The sequence below is a fragment of the Roseospirillum parvum genome (assembly GCF_900100455.1).
Taxonomy (GTDB): Bacteria; Pseudomonadota; Alphaproteobacteria; order Rhodospirillales; family Rhodospirillaceae; genus Roseospirillum; species Roseospirillum parvum.
In genome coordinates this window covers 18076-35894 of record NZ_FNCV01000002.1, presented here as the reverse complement: position 1 = coordinate 35894, position 17819 = coordinate 18076, and the positions used below count along the sequence as shown (strand labels likewise).

13 protein-coding genes and 1 tRNA gene are annotated in these 17819 nt (G+C 70.2%); 9 read left to right on the top strand and 5 right to left on the bottom strand.

What is annotated here, in order from left to right; genetic code table 11:
• Positions 1–68: 68 nt before the first annotated feature.
• The 4 genes from BLR95_RS03220 to BLR95_RS03205 form a co-directional block, all read right to left on the bottom strand.
• Complete coding sequence (locus tag BLR95_RS03220) at positions 69–1685, bottom strand: ABC transporter substrate-binding protein (protein ID WP_092615371.1); 1617 nt, start codon at positions 1683–1685, stop codon at positions 69–71.
• A gap of 311 nt (positions 1686–1996) precedes the next feature.
• Positions 1997–3835, bottom strand: a complete 1839-nt coding sequence (asnB, locus tag BLR95_RS03215; RefSeq protein ID WP_092615368.1) for an asparagine synthase (glutamine-hydrolyzing) — start codon at positions 3833–3835, stop codon at positions 1997–1999.
• A gap of 57 nt (positions 3836–3892) precedes the next feature.
• Positions 3893–4291 carry a hypothetical protein gene (locus BLR95_RS03210; RefSeq protein WP_092615365.1) on the bottom strand — a complete coding sequence of 133 codons (399 nt, stop codon included), beginning with the start codon at positions 4289–4291 and terminating at the stop codon, positions 3893–3895.
• Between the two features lie 66 nt (positions 4292–4357).
• Entirely contained in the window at positions 4358–5077 is a 720-nt protein-coding gene (locus BLR95_RS03205; protein ID WP_245689220.1) for an ABC transporter ATP-binding protein, read from the bottom strand.
• Between the two features lie 70 nt (positions 5078–5147).
• Between BLR95_RS03205 and BLR95_RS03200 the strand changes: the two genes are divergently transcribed.
• Positions 5148–10013: an NAD-glutamate dehydrogenase gene (locus BLR95_RS03200; RefSeq protein ID WP_092615362.1), complete on the top strand. Its 4866-nt coding sequence runs from the start codon at positions 5148–5150 to the stop codon at positions 10011–10013.
• A gap of 171 nt (positions 10014–10184) precedes the next feature.
• On the opposite strand, the gene BLR95_RS03195 is transcribed toward BLR95_RS03200, so the two are convergent.
• On the bottom strand, positions 10185–10949 hold the full coding sequence (locus BLR95_RS03195) for a pyrimidine 5'-nucleotidase (protein ID WP_092615359.1): 765 nt from the start codon (positions 10947–10949) through the stop codon (positions 10185–10187).
• 248 nt (positions 10950–11197) lie between these two features.
• On the opposite strand from BLR95_RS03195, the gene BLR95_RS03190 reads away from it, so the two are divergent.
• The 8 genes from BLR95_RS03190 to BLR95_RS03155 all read left to right on the top strand — a co-directional run bounded on the left by BLR95_RS03190 (position 11198) and on the right by BLR95_RS03155 (position 17779).
• Positions 11198–11413 carry a hypothetical protein gene (locus tag BLR95_RS03190; RefSeq protein ID WP_092615357.1) on the top strand — a complete coding sequence of 72 codons (216 nt, stop codon included), beginning with the start codon at positions 11198–11200 and terminating at the stop codon, positions 11411–11413.
• A 274-nt stretch (positions 11414–11687) separates the two neighbouring features.
• On the top strand, positions 11688–12509 hold the full coding sequence (locus tag BLR95_RS03185) for a class I SAM-dependent methyltransferase (RefSeq protein WP_176787578.1): 822 nt from the start codon (positions 11688–11690) through the stop codon (positions 12507–12509).
• A 259-nt stretch (positions 12510–12768) separates the two neighbouring features.
• Complete coding sequence (locus BLR95_RS03180; protein ID WP_092615351.1) at positions 12769–13272, top strand: peroxiredoxin; 504 nt, start codon at positions 12769–12771, stop codon at positions 13270–13272.
• Between the two features lie 157 nt (positions 13273–13429).
• Complete coding sequence (grxC, locus tag BLR95_RS03175; protein ID WP_092615349.1) at positions 13430–13699, top strand: glutaredoxin 3; 270 nt, start codon at positions 13430–13432, stop codon at positions 13697–13699.
• Between the two features lie 50 nt (positions 13700–13749).
• Positions 13750–14634 carry a TIGR01459 family HAD-type hydrolase gene (locus BLR95_RS03170; protein WP_092615346.1) on the top strand — a complete coding sequence of 295 codons (885 nt, stop codon included), beginning with the start codon at positions 13750–13752 and terminating at the stop codon, positions 14632–14634.
• Positions 14635–14743: 109 nt separating this feature from the next.
• Entirely contained in the window at positions 14744–16024 is a 1281-nt protein-coding gene (locus BLR95_RS03165; protein ID WP_176787576.1) for a GGDEF domain-containing protein, read from the top strand.
• Between the two features lie 121 nt (positions 16025–16145).
• On the top strand, positions 16146–17579 hold the full coding sequence (locus tag BLR95_RS03160; RefSeq protein WP_092615341.1) for a DUF3422 family protein: 1434 nt from the start codon (positions 16146–16148) through the stop codon (positions 17577–17579).
• 123 nt (positions 17580–17702) lie between these two features.
• A tRNA-Pro gene (locus tag BLR95_RS03155) sits at positions 17703–17779 on the top strand.
• The last annotated feature ends 40 nt before the right edge of the window (positions 17780–17819 follow it).

Below are 17819 nucleotides of genomic sequence, written 5' to 3'. Positions count from 1 at the left end.
ACACCGAAGGGAGGGCACGGCCGTGCCCTCCCCCCTGAACCGATGTGATACCTGGATGACAGGTCGGGTCAATCCTTAAGATCGACCCCGTAGAAAACATGCCCGCCGAACGGATCGATGCGGAAGTCCTCGACCTCGGCGCGCACCGGCTGGAAAACCACCGAGTGGGCGATGGTGGCCCACGGCGCCTGCTCCTTGAAGATCACCTGGGCCTCTTCGTAGAGCTTGGTGCGCTCGGCCTTGTCGGAGACCACCTTGGCCTTCTGGATGACCTCCTCGAAGGGCTTGTGGCAGAAGCGGGCGCGGTTCGAGCCGCCGACCGCGTCGCAGCCCAGCAGCACGGCCAGGAAGTTGTCGGGGTCGCCGTTGTCGCCGGTCCAGCCCAGCAGCACGGTGTCGTGCTCGCCGTCCTTCGAGCGCTTGAGGTACTCGCCCCATTCGAAGGAGACGATCTCGGCATCGACGCCGACCGCCTTCCAGTCGGCCTGGATCAGCTCGGCCATGCGCCGGGCGTTGGGGTTGTAGGGGCGCTGCACGGGCATCGCCCAGATGTTGGTTTCAAGGCCGCTCACCCCAGCCTCGGCCAGCATCGCCTTGGCCGCCTCGGGATCGTAGGGGTCGTCCTTGATGTCGTTGTTGTACGACCAGATGGTCGGCGGGATGGGGTTCTTGGCCACCTTGCCGGCGCCCTGGAACACCGCCTCGATGATGGCGTCCTTGTTGATCGCCATGTTCAGGGCCTTGCGGACCTTGGCCTGATCGAACGGCGGCTTTTCGGTGTTGTAGGCCAGATAGCCCACGTTCAGGCCTTCCTGGCTCATCAGGTTGATGGCCGGGTCGGCGTCCATCGATTCAAGGTCGGCCGGGTTGGGATAGGGCATGACGTGGCATTCGCCAGCCTTCAGCTTCTGGTAGCGCACCGAGGCGTCGGGCGTGATGGCGAACACCAGGTTGTCGATCGGCGCCTCGCCGGCCCAGTAGTCGGGGTGGGCCCGGAAGCGGATCACGGCGTCCTTCTGATAGGCCACGAACTGGAACGGCCCGGTGCCGATGGGCTGCTGGTCGAACATCTCCGGGGTGCCGGCATCGAGCATCGCCTGGGCGTACTCGGCCGACAGGATGGAGGCGAAGGGCATCGCCATGTTGGCGATGAACGGCGCCTCCGGCCGGTTGAGCACGAACTTCACGGTATGGTCGTCGACCTTCACGATGTCCTTCAGAAGGTCGGTCATGCTCATGGCGTTGAAGTACTCGTACGAGCCGCCCGAGACGTTGTAGTAGGGGTGGTCTTCCTTCCACTGGCGATTGAAGGTGAAGAGCACGTCGTCGGCGTTGAAGTCGCGGCTCGGCGTGAAGAAGCCGGTGGAATGGAACTTCACGCCGTCACGCAGATGGAAGGTGTATTCCAGGCCGTCGTCCGAGACCTCCCAGGACTCGGCCAGACCGGGCACCACCTCGGTGCTGCCGCGCTTGAAGTTGACCAGCCCGTCCATGACGTTGCGGGCCGAGGCGTCGAAGGTGGTGCCGGAGGTGAACAGCGAGGGCTGGAAGCCTTCCGGGCTGCCTTCCGAGCAGAAGACCAGGGTCTTGGCCTCGGCGGACGCCGGGGCCAGGGCGGCGCCGCCGGCGACCACGGCCAGCGAAAACGCCAGGCCCGCCGAAAGGGCACGTCGGGATGTCTTCATGTGAGACCTCTACGGTTGGTGGACGAAGGTCCGGCAAGGGACCGGGGAAGCGGGCGCCGCCCGCCGCGGGAGCGTGGTGGGGGACGCAGGCAGAAGGTTCCCCCTTCAAGGGCGCGCTGGCGGGTGGGTCTTGACGGTGCCCCCGATCCAGGGGCGCGCGCTCAAGAGCCGGGTGCCGAGGCGCGGCCGGGCTCGGCAAGGGCGGGTATGGCGGTCAGGCTTCCCGTGCCGGTATGGTGGCCCGGCTGTCATGAAGGGGCAACAGGAAAGCACCCTGCCGGGCCACCGAGAGGCGTACAACCCCGCAGTTCTTAAGGGTTAATCCGGTTGGGTTCGGGGCTTTGCGCACCCCCCAGGGTGCGCAGCCACTGGTCCAGGTTGATCAGGCGGAAGCTCTGGCGGCGGACCAGGGGATCGCCGTCCCGGAAGCGCTCGACCCAGCGGCCGAGGGCACCCGGGGCGGCGTAGGCGGCCAATGGGCCGCTCGGCAGATCGTCCAGGTAGCGGCCCAGCGCCTTGGGATCGGCGCACCAGTCGCCATAGGGCAGGGTCAGGCCAACCTTGCGCCGGTGCAGCAACTCGTGGGGCAAGAGCGGGCCGGCGATGCGCTTGAGCAGCGGCTTGGTCTCGCCGCCGGGCACGCGCAGGCTGTGCGGCAGGCGGTTCAGGCGCTTGGCCAGCGGCAGGTGGACGAAGGGCACCCGGGCCTCGACCGAGGCGGCCATCGACATCTTGTCCTGGCGCACCAAAAGGCTTTCCAGATAGCAGGTCTGGTCGACCGCCAGCAGGCGGTCGCGGAAGTCGGCGAAGCGGGCGCTGGCCGCCTCGCGGGCGCCGGGGACCGGGACCAGATCGGGGAAAGCCTTGAGCAGCGGCGCCGGATCGGCATAGACCGAGGCCCAGGCGGCCCCATCCCGCCCGGCCAGCCGGCGCATTCCCTTGAAGGGCCAGCGGTCGGGCAGCAGCCCCGCCGGCAGGCGCTGGCCCAGGGCCTCCTGGCGGGCCAGCTTGTGCCAGTCGCCATAGCGCGCATAGCCGCCGAAGAACTCGTCGGCCCCCTCGCCGGTCAGCACCACCTTGGTGCGCCGGGCGATGTGGTCGCACAGCTTCATCAGCAGCACGCAGCCGCCGTGCGGCACCGGGCCCTCCATGTGGCGCACGGCGCGGGGCAGGGCGTCGGCGAAGGCGACCCCGTCGAAGGCGATCTCGTGGCGTTCCAGGGCCAGCCGCCCGGCCACCTGATCGCGCCACGGGCGTTCGTTCTGCGGCAACTCGCCGAGGTCGATGGCGTAGGCGTGCAGGCCGCCCTTGTCGTGGCGTCGGGCGAGCGCCGCGATGAGGCTGGAATCGACCCCGCCGGACAGTTGCAGGGCATAGCCGACGTCGCTTTGCAGGTGGTCGGTCAGGCTGGCTTCCAGGGCCTCGGCCACCTCGGCCTCGGTGCGCTCGGGGTGGGCCGCTGGCTGGGCGGCCAGGGTGTCGAGCAGGTCGAACCAGCGGCGCCGGGTGACCGTGCCCAGATCGAGGTCGATGCTGAGCGCCGTGCCCGGGGGCAGCCGCTCGATGCCCTGAAGGTTCGACAGGCTGCCCGCCGCGAAGCCGAAGACCAGCAGCTCGGCCAGCGCCGCCGGGTCGGGCTCGGCCGGGCCGAAGCGCAGCAGCGGGCGCATCTCGCTGGCCACCGCCAGCCCGTCCTTGAGCGGGCGCACGTAGAGCGGCTTGATGCCCAGGCCGTCGCGGGCGACCAGGGCGCGGCGCAGCCGGTGGTCGATCAGCACGAAGGCGAACATGCCTTCCAGACGCTCCAGCACCGCGTCGCCCCAGTTGAGGTAGCCCATCAGCAGCACCTCGGTGTCGCCGTTGGTGCGGAAGCTGTGGCCGGCCGCCTCCAGTTCGGCGCGCAGGGCCTTGAAGTTGTAGATCTCGCCATTGAAGACCAGGGTGGCGACGCCGGCCGGGTCGCTCATCGGCTGGTCGGACCGGTGCCCGGGGTCGAGGATGGCCAGCCGGGTGTGGGCCAGGCCGTAGCCGCGGCCCGAGGCCAAGCCGGTGCCGTCCGGTCCGCGGTGGACCAGGTCGGCGGCCAGGGGGGCGAGATCGTCGTCGGTGAAGGGGCGGTCGGGCTGGAAGACGGCGGCAAGGCCACACATGGAAAGGGCAAGGCTCCGGTCAGGAAGGCGGTGGGTGGGTCGGTCGGCAACCCCGGATCAGTCGAGAACCCCGGAATAGAACAACATGCCGACCATGGCGGTGGCGTAGAACAGCCCGGCCAGACCGAGCAGGAAGAACAGGTTGCCGACCGTCGGCAGCGGGTAGCGGTGGCGCTCGGCCTGACGGCGGTGGGCGTCGCGCTTTTCCTCGCCGGCGATGACGGTCAGGTAGAAACGCCGGCCGGGCAGTGGCAGCGACAGCCGCAGGTCGACCGGGTGGCGGCGCCAGCCGCCGTCGATTCGGATGCGCGTCAGGCGGGCTTTCTGCTCGCCGGTCAGGATGTCCAGGACCTCGCCCGGCAACTGGGCGAGCAGGCTGTCCGGCGGCGGACCGGCCATCTCGGACGGGTGGGCGTCGCCGAGCGGCGTGTCGGCGGTGGCGGTGTGGGCGCTCATGGCGGGTCCTCCCGGGGCGATGGGCAACACCTCACCGGTCCATGACAGCGCCGCCCGGCCGCCCGGTCAACGGGAAAACCCGTCCCCGGTCCCCTCGACCACCCGCCCCCGGGCCAGACCGACCAGACGGTCGGCCAGCGTCTCGGCGAAGCCCCGGTGCTGTTCGGACAGCAGCAGGGCGACGCCGTCGGCCTTGATGGTGGCCAGGGCCGCGGCCATCTGATCGACGATCAGCGGGGCCAACCCCTCGGACGGCTCGTCGAGCAACAGCAGGCGCGGGTTGCCGGCCAGGGTGCGGGCGATGGCCAGCATCTGCTGCTCGCCGCCCGAAAGCAGCCCGGCGCGCTGCCGCCAGCGCCGGGCCAGGGGGGGGAACAGCTCGGCCAGCCGGGCGTCGTGCCAGTCGCCGCCGGCCGCCGGGGGACGTCCCGGCCGGCGGCCGACCTCGATGTTCTCGGCCACCGTCAGGCCGGCGAAGACGCGCCGCTCCTCGGGCACCCAGCCGATGCCGGCGGCGGCGATGCGGTGCGGTGGCTGGTGGGTCAACGCGCCGCCGTCCCAGGTCAGGCGACCGGCGGTGACACGGACCAGCCCCATCACCGCCAGCAGGGTGGTGGTCTTGCCGGCGCCGTTGGGGCCGAGCAGGGCCACCGCCTGGCCCGGACCCACTTCCAGCGAGACGTCGAACAGCACCGGCACGCCGTCGCGCTCGGCGGCGAGGCCCGATATCCCGAGGCCAGCCTCCGCAAGCGGCGGGGCGGCGGTCTTTAAAGTATTGAATGTCAAGGCGGGCGGCCCCAAGTGAACTCTACCGGTGGCCCATGGGAGGGGCCGTTTCGCCGATCGGTGGAGAATAATGAGCCCCCACGGCCCGGCCGACAAGGCCGACCTGATCGACAGCGTGGCCGCCCTGGCCACCCGACGCCTCGACCCCGAGCGGGCCGGCCCGGCCGCCGCCTTCGTGCGCCATGCCCTGGCCCATGCCCCGCCCGACGATCTGCTGGCCGACGACCCGGAAGACCTCTTCGCCGCCCTGATCGGCCTCAAGGGGCGCCTCGCCGAGCCGCGCCGTCCGGGCCGGCCGCTGGTCCGGGTGTTCAACCCGGGCCTGGAGGCCGACGGCTGGCAGAGCGAGCACACCGTCGTTGAGATCATCAACGACGACATGCCGTTCCTGGTCGATTCGGTGACCACCTGCCTGCTCGAGCACGACCTCACCGTGCACCGGCTGATCCATCCGGTGTTCCGGGTCGAGCGCGACCGGCGCGGCCAACTGACCGACCTCGGCCCGCCCACCGCCGAGGGTCAGGGCGCCGCCGAATCGGTGATGCAGGTGCTGGTCACCGCCCAGCCCGGCGACGCCACCCTGAAAGCCCTGGCCGAGGCCCTGGAAGAGGTGCTCGACGCGGTGCGCGCCGCGGTCGAGGACTGGCGCCCCATGCAGGAACGGCTGGCCAGCGTCGCCGCCGAGCTCTGCGCCCCCGACGCCGCCGAGGAGGAGGTGGCGGCGGGCCGCGAGTTCCTGAGCTGGCTGGGCGACAACCACTTCACCCTGCTCGGCCACCGCCGGCTGGACTTCACCCCCCAGGGCGCCAATGCCCTGGTGCGGGGTCTCGGCATCCTGCGTGCCGAGGCGCCGGCCGATGCCCTGCCGCTGTTCGATCAGCCGGCCCGCCTGGGCGACCTGACCCCCGGGGCGCGGGCCTTCCTGGCCAGCCCGGCGCCGCTGCTGGTGACCAAGACCGACCGCCGCTCGGTGGTCCATCGCGGGGTGCTGATGGACGCCATCGGGGTGAAGCGGTTCGATCCGGCCGGGCGGCTGGTCGGCCTCGACCTGTTCCTCGGCCTGTTCACCGCCGAGGCCTACATCAACAGCGCCCGCCGGGTGCCGGCCCTGGCCCGGCGCATCGCCCAGTTGATGGCGCGCACCGACTTCGCCCCGCGCGGCCACGACGGCAAGGCCCTGCTGGCCATCCTCGAGAACCTGCCGCGCGACGAGCTGTTCCAGAGCGACACCGAGCACTTGCTGAACACGGCGCTGGGTGTCCTGCACCTTCAGGAGCGCGCCCGCACCGCCCTGTTCGTGCGCCGCGATGCGTTCGAGCGCTTCGTCTCCTGTCTGGTCTACATCCCGCGCGACCGCTTCGACACGGCGCTTAGGCGCAGCCTGCAAGGGATTCTCGAGGACGCCTACGCCGGCCACACCCAGGCCTATTACACCCAGGTCGCCGACAGCCCGCTGGCCCGCCTGCACTTCCTCATCAAGACCCGCCCCGGCCACCTGCCGCCGGCCGACGGCGAGGAGGTGCAGCGGCGCATCGCCAACGCCACCCGCACCTGGGCCGACCACCTGCACGATGCCCTGCTCGCCGCCAAGGGCGAGGAAAAGGGGGTGCGCCTGCTACGCCGCTATGGCGAGGCCTTCCCCGGCTATTACCGCGAGCGCACGCCGCCGCAACTGGCGGTGCGCGACATCGAGCGCATCGAGCAGGTGCTGGCCGACGACAGCCTGGGCATGAACCTCTACCGCCCGGTCGAGGCCGGGCCCGGCGAGGCGCGCCTGAAGATCTACCATGCCCGCCGCGCGGTGCCGCTGTCGGACATCCTGCCGGTGCTCGAGAACATGGGCTTTCGGGTCATCGGCGAGGTGCCCTGCGAGGTCCGCCCGCGCCCCGACCCCGATGCGCCCCAGGACAACGACGCGGCGGTCTGGCTGCACGATTTCGACCTCGCCCTGGACCAGCCCGGCGAGATCGATCTGGCCGCCGTGCGCGACGACTTCATGGCCTGCCTCGATCAGGTGTGGCGCGGCGAGGTGGAGGACGATCCCTTCAACCGGCTGGTCGTCGGCGCCGGGCTGACCTGGCGCGAGGTGGTCATCCTGCGCGCCGGGGCCCGCTACCTGCGCCAGACCGCCTTTCCGTTCAGCCAGGAAACCATCGCCCACACCCTGGGCGCCCACCCGGCCATCGCCCGCAAGCTGGTCTGGCTGTTCCACGCCCGCCACGATCCGCAAGCCCGCGATCACGCCGAGCGGCGGGCCGGGGAGCTGCGCGGCCTGATCGAAAGCGGCCTCGATCAGGTGGCCAACGCCGACGACGACCGCATCCTGCGCGGTCTGCTCAACCTGATCGGCGCCACCCTGCGCACCAACTACTACCAGTTCGGGGCCGACGGGGCGGCCAAGCCCTACCTGTCGCTGAAGCTGGACAGCCGGGCGATCGACGATTTGCCCCGGCCGCGCCCGTGGGTCGAGGTGTTCGTCTACAGCCCGCGCACCGAGGGCATCCATCTGCGCGGCGGCAAGGTGGCCCGGGGCGGCATCCGCTGGTCCGACCGGCGCGAGGACTTCCGCACCGAGATCCTCGGCCTGATGAAGGCCCAGATGGTCAAGAACGCGGTCATCGTGCCGGTCGGCAGCAAGGGCGGCTTCGTGGTCAAGCGGCCGCCCGCCGAGCCGACCCGCGAGGCCCAGATGGCCGAGGGGGTGGCCTGCTACCGGCTGCTCATCCAGGGTCTGCTCGACGTCACCGACAACCTGTCCGGCGACACCGTGGTGCCGCCGCCGCGCGTCGTGCGCCACGACGGCGACGATCCCTATCTGGTGGTCGCCGCCGACAAGGGCACCGCCACCTTCAGCGACATCGCCAACGAGATCAGCCTGTCCTATGGCTTCTGGCTGGGCGACGCCTTTGCCTCGGGTGGCTCCAAGGGCTACGACCACAAGGCCATGGGGATCACCGCGCGCGGCGCCTGGGAATCGGTCAAGCGCCATTTCCGCGAGCTGGGCCACGACTGTCAGTCGGAAGACTTCACGGTGGCCGGGGTGGGCGACATGGCCGGCGACGTGTTCGGCAACGGCATGCTGCTGTCGCCGCACATCCGGCTCATCGCCGCCTTCAACCATCAGCACATCTTCCTCGACCCCAATCCCGACGCCGAGGCCAGCTTCGCCGAGCGGCGCCGCCTGTTCGAGCGTCCGCGCTCGGCGTGGAGCGACTACGACCCGGCGCGGATCAGTGCGGGCGGCGGGGTCTTCGAGCGTTCGGCCAAGCACATCCCGCTCAGCCCTGAGGCGCGCCATGCCCTCGGCCTGCCCGATGACGTGGAGCGGCTGACCCCGGCGGCGCTGATCCGGGCCATCCTCGCCGCCCCGGTCGATCTTTTGTGGTTCGGCGGCATCGGCACCTACATCAAGGCCGGCCACGAGGGCCACCCGGCGGCCGGCGACCGGGCCAACGACGCGGTGCGCCTGGACGCCCATCAGGTGCGGGCCCGGGTCATCGGCGAGGGGGCCAACCTGGGCATCACCCAGCCCGGGCGCATCGAGTTGGCCCGGGCCGGGGTGCGCCTGAACACCGATGCCATCGACAACTCGGCCGGGGTCGACTGCTCCGACCACGAGGTGAACATCAAGATCCTGCTCGACGGGCTGGTCGGCGCCGGCGAGTTGACCCTGAAACAGCGCGACGCCCTGCTGGTCCGCATGACCGACGAGGTGGCGCGTCTGGTCCTGCGCGACAACTACCTGCAGACCCAGGCCATCTCGCTGGTCGAGGCGCGCGGGGTGGAGGCCCTCGACCACCAGCACCGCCTGATGCGCATGCTGGAACGGGCGGGGCGGCTGGACCGCGCCCTGGAAGGGTTGCCCGACGACGAGACGGTGGGCGAGCGGATGACCGCCCGCCAGGGTCTGGTGCGGCCGGAAACCGCCGTGCTGATGCCCTATTCCAAGCTGTGGCTGTTCGACGAGATCCTCGACAGCGACCTGCCCGACGACGCCATGGTGGCCGAGGATCTGGTGCGCTACTTCCCCAGCGACCTGCGCCAGTCCTGGCGCGAGGCCATCCTGAAGCACCGCCTGCGGCGCGAGATCATCGCCACCCATGTGGCCAACTCGCTGATCAACCGGGTCGGCGGCACCTTCGTCACCCAGGTCATGGAAAAGACCGGGGCCACCCCGGCCGACATCGCCCGGGCCTACATCACCAGCCGCGAGGCGCTTTCGGTGCGCACCCTGTGGAGCGACATCGAGGCCCTCGACGCCAAGGTCGGCGCCGACCTGCAAAGCGACATGCTGCTCGAGATCAACCGGGTCCTGGAGCGGGTCACCGTGTGGATCCTGCGCAACGGGCCGCGCCCGCTGACCGGCGCCCTGGTCGACGACCTGGGCCGCGCGGTGGGCGAGATCGTCGGCTGCCTGAAGGACGTCTGCGGGCCCGAGGTGGCCGATCTGCTGACCGCCCGGGCCGACGAGCTGGGCCAGCGCGGCGCCCCGGAGGCGTTGGCCCGCCGGGTCGCCACCCTGATCGTCCAGGCCAGCGCCACCGACATCATGGGCCTGGCCGCCGGCCACGGCCGCCCGGTGCCCGAGGTGGCCCGCCTCTACTTCGCGCTCGGCAACCGCTTCCATCTGGGCTGGCTGCGCGCCCGGGCCGAGGATCTGGCCCACGGCACCCACTGGCAGAAGCTGGCCATGGGGGCGCTGATCGACGAACTCTACGTCCACCAGCGCGATCTTTCCGACCGCGTGCTGGCCACCCTGGGCCGCCGCCGCGCGCCGCGCGATCCCGCCAAGGCGATCAATGCCTGGACGGCCGACAATCAGGCCGGCGTCGAGCGGGCCGACCAACTGATCGCCGAGCTGAAGGCGGCCGGCAACGTCGATCTGGCCATGCTTACCGTGGCCAGCCGGCAGTTCGGGGCGCTGCGCGGTGGGTGACGCGGTTCCGGCGGCTGGCAAGGGGGCGCTGCCCCCTTGACCCCCGCCGGGGGGACCAGGGGTCCCCCCGGACCCCCGCCGTGACTTAAAAACCCACCAGGGGGCAAGCCCCCTGGTGGGTTTTTGACTCATGGTGGGGTCTGGGGAGGCCTCCGGCCTCCCCAGCGGGGTTCAAAGGGGCGGCGCCCCTTTGCCAGCCGCCTGGACCTCGTCAACCACCCGGGCCAGCCACGGCGCCAAGTCCCGCACCACATGCTGACAGTGGGACAGGTCGCCCTCCGGCGGCGGGCCGAAAGGATCGGGGGCGCCGCTGCGCACCCAGGCGGTGGCCATGCCCATCTCGTGGGCCGGCTTCAGGTTGAGGTGGGAATCCTCGGCGAACAGCGCCTCCCGGGGGTCGATGCCGTGGCGCCGGGTCATCTTCAGGTAGGTCTCGGGGACTGGCTTGGGCACATAGTCGGCGGCGATGATGTCGAAGATGGCCTCGAAATGGCGCTCCAGGCCCAGCTTCAGCAACACCGCCTCGGCGTGGCTCTGGCTGCCGTTGGTGAACACCAGCTTGCGCCCCTCCAGGCGCCCCAGCGCCGCGTCGAGGCGCGGATCGGCGATCAGGCAGGTGTGGTCGACGTCGTGCACGTAGTCCAGGAACTCGGCCGGCGCCACGTCGTGGTTCAGCATCAGGCCGCGCAGGGTGGTGCCGAAGCGGCGGAAGTAGTCCTTCTGCAAGGCGAAGGCCTCGGCCTCGGACAGCTTCAGGCGCTCGGAGATGAACCCCTTCATGCGCCGGTCGATCTGCGGGAACAGGCTGGAGGTGGCCGGGTACAGCGTGTTGTCCAGATCGAAGATCCACACCGTCACGTGGTCCAGGCCGGCCAGGCTCGGGGCCTGGCAGGTGAAAGCGGGCAGGGGTGGGGCAGTGGGGCTTGGCGCGGGCATGACCCGCCCTATATCGCCTTCCTGGGCGGTGGAGACAAGCCCGTGACAGATGATGGATTGGTGATGGCGGCTACGGAAAACCCTACCCGGATCGGGTGAAATGTCATGCGACGTCGGTTTGGGGGTTGGCAACGGACCAAATCCGTCCTATATCGTAAGGCGTGGGTTGGTGCTTCTTGCCCAACCCACGGTGGATGCGCCGCAACATTATGGTTTCCTAATAATTATTTGGTCGAGGAGGGGCTGACATGACATCCGCCGCCAATGCCGCCACGGTCCCGGACGCCCGGCCCGCCGCTGATCGCCCGGATGCCGATCTCTATGCCGGCAATCACGAACCCACCCTGAACGAGGTGCTGAACGACCCCATCGTGCGGCGCCGCATGGCCAGCGATGGCGTTGCCGTGGTCAGCGTGGAAGCGGTCATCCGCGAGGCCCGCCGCCGTCTGGCCGCCTCGGCCTGAGGCCGGCCGGGCGCGCCCCCGCCCCATCCCGTCACCGTCCCCTGTCGCGGCCCGTTTCCGGGCTGCCCCGGTCGCCTTCGGCAACCGACCCTTTTGAGTCTGGGGAGGCCGGAGGCCTCCCCAGCGGTCGCCTTCGGCAACCGCCCCTTTTGAGTCTGGGGAGGCCGGAGGCCTCCCCAGTGGCCGCCTTCTGTAACCGCGCCCCTTGAGAGGGGCGCGGCGTCGGCGCATGATGGGGACCATCCAGAGACGGTTCCAGGTTGGGGAGGGTTGGGTGACGTTGCTTCCGAGATTGTTGGCGGCCTATCGGGCGCGCGGCTACGAGATCGCCAGCGGCCTCAATCCGGCGCACTGGGACGGCTTCGATCTGGCCCCCTTCACCTGGCTGGTCAAGGACGGCCAAAGCGTCACCAACGGTCTGGGCATCGCCCTGGGCGAGGTGATCTTCCTTGAGCATCTTTTGGCCGCCTGGCCGGCCCGGCGCATCCTGGTCATCGGCAATTCGTTCGGCTGGAGCGCCCTGGCCCTGGGGCTGGCGGCGCCGCACGGGGCGCGTCTGGTCGCCCTGGACGCCGGGCTCGATCCGTTTTCCGAGGAAGGCCTCTCGCTGACCGAGGACATGGCCCACGAACTGGGGCTGCACGTGCGCGCCGTGAAGGGCTTTTCGCCCCAGGCGGTGCCGGCGCTGATGGCCGAGCACTTTCCCGATGGCCTCGACCTCGTGTTCGTCGATGGCCTGCATACCGTCGAGCAGGTGGAAAAGGACTGGCGGGCGGTGGCGCCCTTCCTGGCCCGCCCCGGGGCGGTGCTGTTCCACGATGTCAGGAATTGCGGCCTGGAACCCGGGATGGCGGCCGTCGGCGCGGCGGCCGGGCAGATGCCGCGCCTGCTTGAGGCCACCGCCTCGGGCATGGCCATCCTGGCCCACGACCTGCCGCCCGAGGCCGAGGCGGTGCTCGACGCCTACAGCCTGTCGGAGGGGGCGCGCGCCGCCGTGGAAGCGGGCCTGCGCTGGCGCAGGAACCGCCGCTGGGAACGCCTGAAACGCTCGATCCGCAAGCGGTGGCCGGGGCGGGACCAGAAGGCCGCCGGTTGACCTCCGCCGGCGTGTTGGTGTCCGTGATGGCGGGCTCGGATCGGTATTTCCGATTTTCCTGAGTGGAATTTTCAGTTAGAACCTTTCCAAGATGCTCACTAGGTTGTCTCTTGCAGGCGCGATGACGCACCGCAGCATGACCTTGGGCGTTGCCCGACGGATCAAGGCGGGGCTGAACAGGCGCCGACAGGTTTGACTTCCGGTTTGCCGACAGGTTCGCCAAACCTTCTATTCACCCAGGATTTCAGGAGGGAGTTTCATGAAAAAGCCCGGTGACAACGTGCCCAGCTGTACCTTTCGCGTCCGCAAGGACGGCGAGTGGGTCGATCTGACCACCGACGAGATCTTCAAGGGCAAGACGGTGGTTGTCTTCGCCCTGCCCGGGGCCTTCACCCCGACCTGCTCGTCGACCCATCTGCCGGGCTACATGGCCCGCAGCGAGGCCCTGAAGGCGGCCGGCGTGGACGACATCTACTGCCTGTCGGTCAACGACAGCTTCGTCATGAACGCCTGGGCCAAGGACCAGGGCGTGGACGACGAGGTGAAGATGATCCCCGACGGCAACGGCGAGTTCAGCGACGGCATGGGCCTGCTGGTCGACAAGGCGCAGCTGGGCTTCGGCAAGCGCTCCTGGCGCTATTCCATGCTGGTCAAGGACGGCGTCATCGAGCGCATGTTCGTCGAGGACATGAACGCCCCCGGCGACCCGTTCAAGGTCAGCGACGCCGACACCATGCTGGCCAACCTCAATCAGGCCGCCTGAACCGAACGGACCGGGCGGGTCGGCTTCCATGCGGCGGCTTGATCCGCCGGCCGACCTCGGTCCATAGTGCGCGCCGGCCGGGTCCTTGATGATGGGGCCCGGCCGCGTTGCGTTTCCACCTTATCCTCCATCCCAAACTTCCACTGGGCCCCCTGCCATGAGCCACACCCCCATCGACATCTACCTGCGCCCCACCTGCCCGTTCTGCTATCGGGCGGAGAAGCTGCTGAAGAAGAAGGGGCTCCAGTACCGCGTCCTCGACGTGACCGGCGACGACGCGCTGTTCGCCGAGATGGTCGAGCGGGCCAAGGGCGGGCGCACCGTGCCGCAGATCTTCGCCGGCGACCGCCACCTGGGCGGCTGCGACGAACTGATGGCCCTGGAGGCGGCCGGCGAGCTGGACGCCATCGTGCATTCGGCGGCCTGATCCCGGTCCCCCATCGGCCCCCTCCGGCCGGCCTCACAGACGGAGCCCCCATGTCCCGCGGTTCAGCCACCCTTCCCGTGTGCCCTGGCATCGGGGGCCTGCTTGACGGTTTCGACGGCCTCATCCTCGACCTGTGGGGGGTCATCCACGACGGCCACAACGCTTATCCGGACGCCGCCGCCACCCTGAAGGCGGTGCAGCGGTCCGGCCGGCGGGCGGTGATGCTGTCCAACGCGCCGCGCCGGGCCGGCGAACTGGTCCGCCAGTTGGCCGACTTCGGCATTCCCGAAGACCTCTATCACGCCGTGCTGTCGTCCGGCGAGGCGGTGTATCGCGAGCTGTCGGCGCCCACCGATGCGGCCTTCAAGGCCCTGGGTCGCCGGCTTTACCACCTGGGCCCGCCCCGCGACCGCAACCTGTTCGAGGACCTCGAGGGCTACCAGGAAGCGCCGCTGGAAACGGCCGATTTCATCCTCAACACCGGGCCGTGGTCGTTCGACGAGACGGTGGCCGACTACGAGGAGCGGTTGCAGGCCGGCGCGGCGCGCCGTCTGCCCATGGTCTGCGCCAACCCGGATCAGGTGGTGATCCGCGCCGGGCGGCCGGTGGTCTGTGCCGGCGCCCTGGCCCGCCGCTATCAGGAGTTGGACGGCCAGGTGATCTATCGCGGCAAGCCCGACCCGGCCATCTACGCCCAGTGTCTGGACCTTTTGGGGCTGCCGGCCGAGCGGGTGGCGGTGGTCGGCGACGCCTTCGAGACCGACGTCAAGGGCGCCCAGGCGGCCGGGCTGGCCGCCATCTGGTGCACCGGCGGCATCCACGCCGCCGAGTTGGGCATCAGTCACGGCACGTCGCCCGATCCCGCCAAGGCCCTCGCCCTGGCCGAGCGCTTCGACCTGTGGCCGCTGGCCGCCATCCCCGCCTTCCGCTGGTAGACTGGCGCCGGGCCTCAGGGATCGTTGCGGTTGAGTGGCCCCGGGGATGGTGCGATACTCCCCAGGCCGCTCCGCCCCCGCCCCGCTCCCCCCCGCCAGGTCCGCCTCCGTGTCCCATCCGCCCCTGCCACTGGCCGATGCAGAGGCCGTTCTGGCCAACATCCAGGACGGCGTGGTGGTGCTGTCCAACCAGCGCATCGTCTACGTCAATCCGACCATGGCGGCGATGGTCGGCCTGACCCCGGAGGACATGATCGGCATGGCCATGGACGCCATGATCGCTCCGGAGTGGCGGCAACTGGTCCGCGACCGCCACCGCCGCCGGCTGGCCGGCGAGGAGGTGCCCGACCGCTATCCCTTCGAGCTGGTCCACGCCAACGGCCGCGACCGGATTTCGGTGATACTGAGCATCGGCACCCCCATCCAGACCGACGGCGAGACCCGGGTGTTCGGCACCATCAAGGACATGAGCGTGCTGCAGCGGGCCCTGGACGAGGTGGCCGAGCGCGAGCGCGACCTGCAGAACATCATCGATTCCATCCCCGACATCTTCTTTCGCACCGACGTCAACGGCGTGGTCACCCGCGTTTCGCCCTCGGTCGAGGCCATTCTCGGCTATCCGCCGGCGGCGGTGCTCGGCCGGCCCCTGGCCGATTTCTACCTGGACCAGAGCGACCGCGACCGGGTGATGCGCACCGTGAAGGCCCAGGGCGGCAAGGTGAGCAACCTGGAAACCGCCATGCGCCATCGCTCCGGGCGCACCCTGTGGCTGTCCACCAACGCCTTTTTCCGGCGCGCCCTGCACGGCGAGGTGATCGGCATCGAGGGCATCGCCCGCGACATGACGGCGCGCAAGACCCTGGAGGATGAGTTGCGCCGCCTGGCCGTGCGCGATCCGCTGACCGGGCTGGCCAACCGGGCCCATCTGGCCGATTCGCTGGGCGCCGCCATCTCGCGGGCCCGGCGCATCGACAGCCAACTGGCGGTGCTGTTCATCGATCTGGACGGCTTCAAGCAGATCAACGACCAGCACGGCCACGCCGAGGGCGACCACCTGCTGCGCGAGGTCGCCCAGCGCCTGAGCCGGGCGGTGCGCGAAAGCGACCACTTGGCCCGCATCGGCGGCGACGAGTTCGTGGTGGTGGTCGAGGGGGTGGCCGAACGGGCCGCCGTCCAGCGGGTCGGCGATAAGATCATCGAGGCGATCCAGGCCCCGTTCAGCCTGGGCGGACAGGCGATCCACCTGGGGGCCACCGTCGGCGTGGCCTGCTTCCCGATCCACGCGCCGGACGGCAAGGCCTTGCTGCGGCTGGCCGATGCTGCCATGTATCGAGGCAAGCGGCAGGGCCGGGGGCAGGTGGTGTTCTTCTCGCCGACCAAGGACCTGTAAGGCCGGCCCGCCAGAACCGATTCATCAAAGCTCTTTCGCCAGGCTGGCCCGCCAACGCCGATCCATGCCCGCCGGCCACCCCGGCCGCCTCCCGTCCCATCCCACCATCAGGACCCTGTTGATGACCGACGCTCCGTCGCCGACCCCGGCGCCGACCCCGGCGCGCCCGCTGCCCGAGGACTATCCCCTGCGCCACCTCCTGGCCGGCGAGGTGCACGCCCGCCCCTTCCAGCAGTTGGCGGCGCCGGTGCGCGCCTCGCATCTGGCGCTGATCAGTGGCGAGCGCCCGGCCGCCGAGGACCGCGCCCGGCTGGCCGATCTGTGCCGGCTGTGCGCGGTCGAGCCGCCGGAACCGGACGCCCTGTTCTTCGTCGACGATTTCGCCACCGAAAGCGGCGGCTTCCGGCTGCGCTGGGAGCGCCACACCGAGTTCTCCACCTACACCTTCTACCGCTTCGATCCGCTGCCCGATAACGGCGAGCGCGCGCCGTTCGCCGAGACGGCGCTCGATCTGGTGCCGCCCGGCTGGCTGGCCGGCCTGCCCGGCGAGATGATCTCGGCCGTGCATCTGGTGCTGGAAGGCCCGGGGCGGACCAACCAAAGCGCCCTTCGGGTGTTTCCCGGCGGGCGCGCCGCCGGCAGCCTGGTCGGCGGCGGGGGCGGCTCGGTGTGGACCGATTTCCAACTCGGCCCGGACGGCTTCACCCGCATCCTGATGAGCTCGAAAACCATGACCCCGGGTCAGGCCGGGCGCCTGATGCAGCGCATGATGGAGATCGAGACCTATCGCATGCTGTCGCTGATCGCCCTGCCCCTGGCCAAGGACCTGTTGCCGCGCATCGCCTGCCTGGAGGCCGGGGTGGCCGAGGTCATCACCCGCCTCGCCGACAGCGACCGCCGGGGCAGCCGCGACACCGAGGCCGACCGCGCTCTGCTCGCCCGCCTCACCGGGCTCGCCGCCGAGGCCGAGGAAATGGCCTCGCAGGTGGGCTTCCGCTTCGCCGCCTCGGAGGCCTATCACCGCATCGTCACCCGGCGCATCGAGGACCTTCGCGAAACCCGCATCCCCGGCCTGCAGACGGTGGCCGAGTTCATGAACCGCCGCTTCGCCCCGGCCATGCACACCTGCCAGAGCACCGCCCAGCGCATGGAGGCGCTGTCGGAGCGTCTGACCCGGGCCGGCGCCATGCTGCGCACCCGGGTCGACATCGCCCTGGAGGAAGGCAACCGCGACCTGCTGGAAACCATGAGCCGCCGGGTCGCCGTGCAGATCCGCCTGCAGCAGACGGTCGAGGGATTGTCGGTGGTCGCCATCAGCTACTACCTGATGGGCCTTGTCGCCTACGCCCTGAAGGGCGCCGAGGCGGCCGGGCTGCTGCCCTTCAAGGCCGAGATCGGGGTGTTTGTCGGGCTGCCCGTGGTGGCCGGGCTGGTCTTTGTCGGGGTGCGCCGCCTGCGCCACGCGGTGACCGGCAAGGAGGACCCCATCCACGCCGCCGACTCGGGCCTTGCGGAAAGCCGGGCCGCCGAGCGCCGGGGCGGCAAAAAGGGCTGAGGGGGCACGCGAAAAAGCCCTTTCAGGTGCCCTTGCGTCGGCCGATCTTAGGCGCTATAAGCGGCCTCCCGGACGGGGTCCCGAAACCCGCCGGACCATGGCTTGGCCATGGCAAGCCCTTGGCGGAGTGTAGCTCAGCCTGGTAGAGCACTGTCTTCGGGAGGCAGGGGCCGGAGGTTCGAATCCTCTCACTCCGACCAACCCTTGAAAAAGCCGCGGGCAACCGCGGCTTTTTTTGTG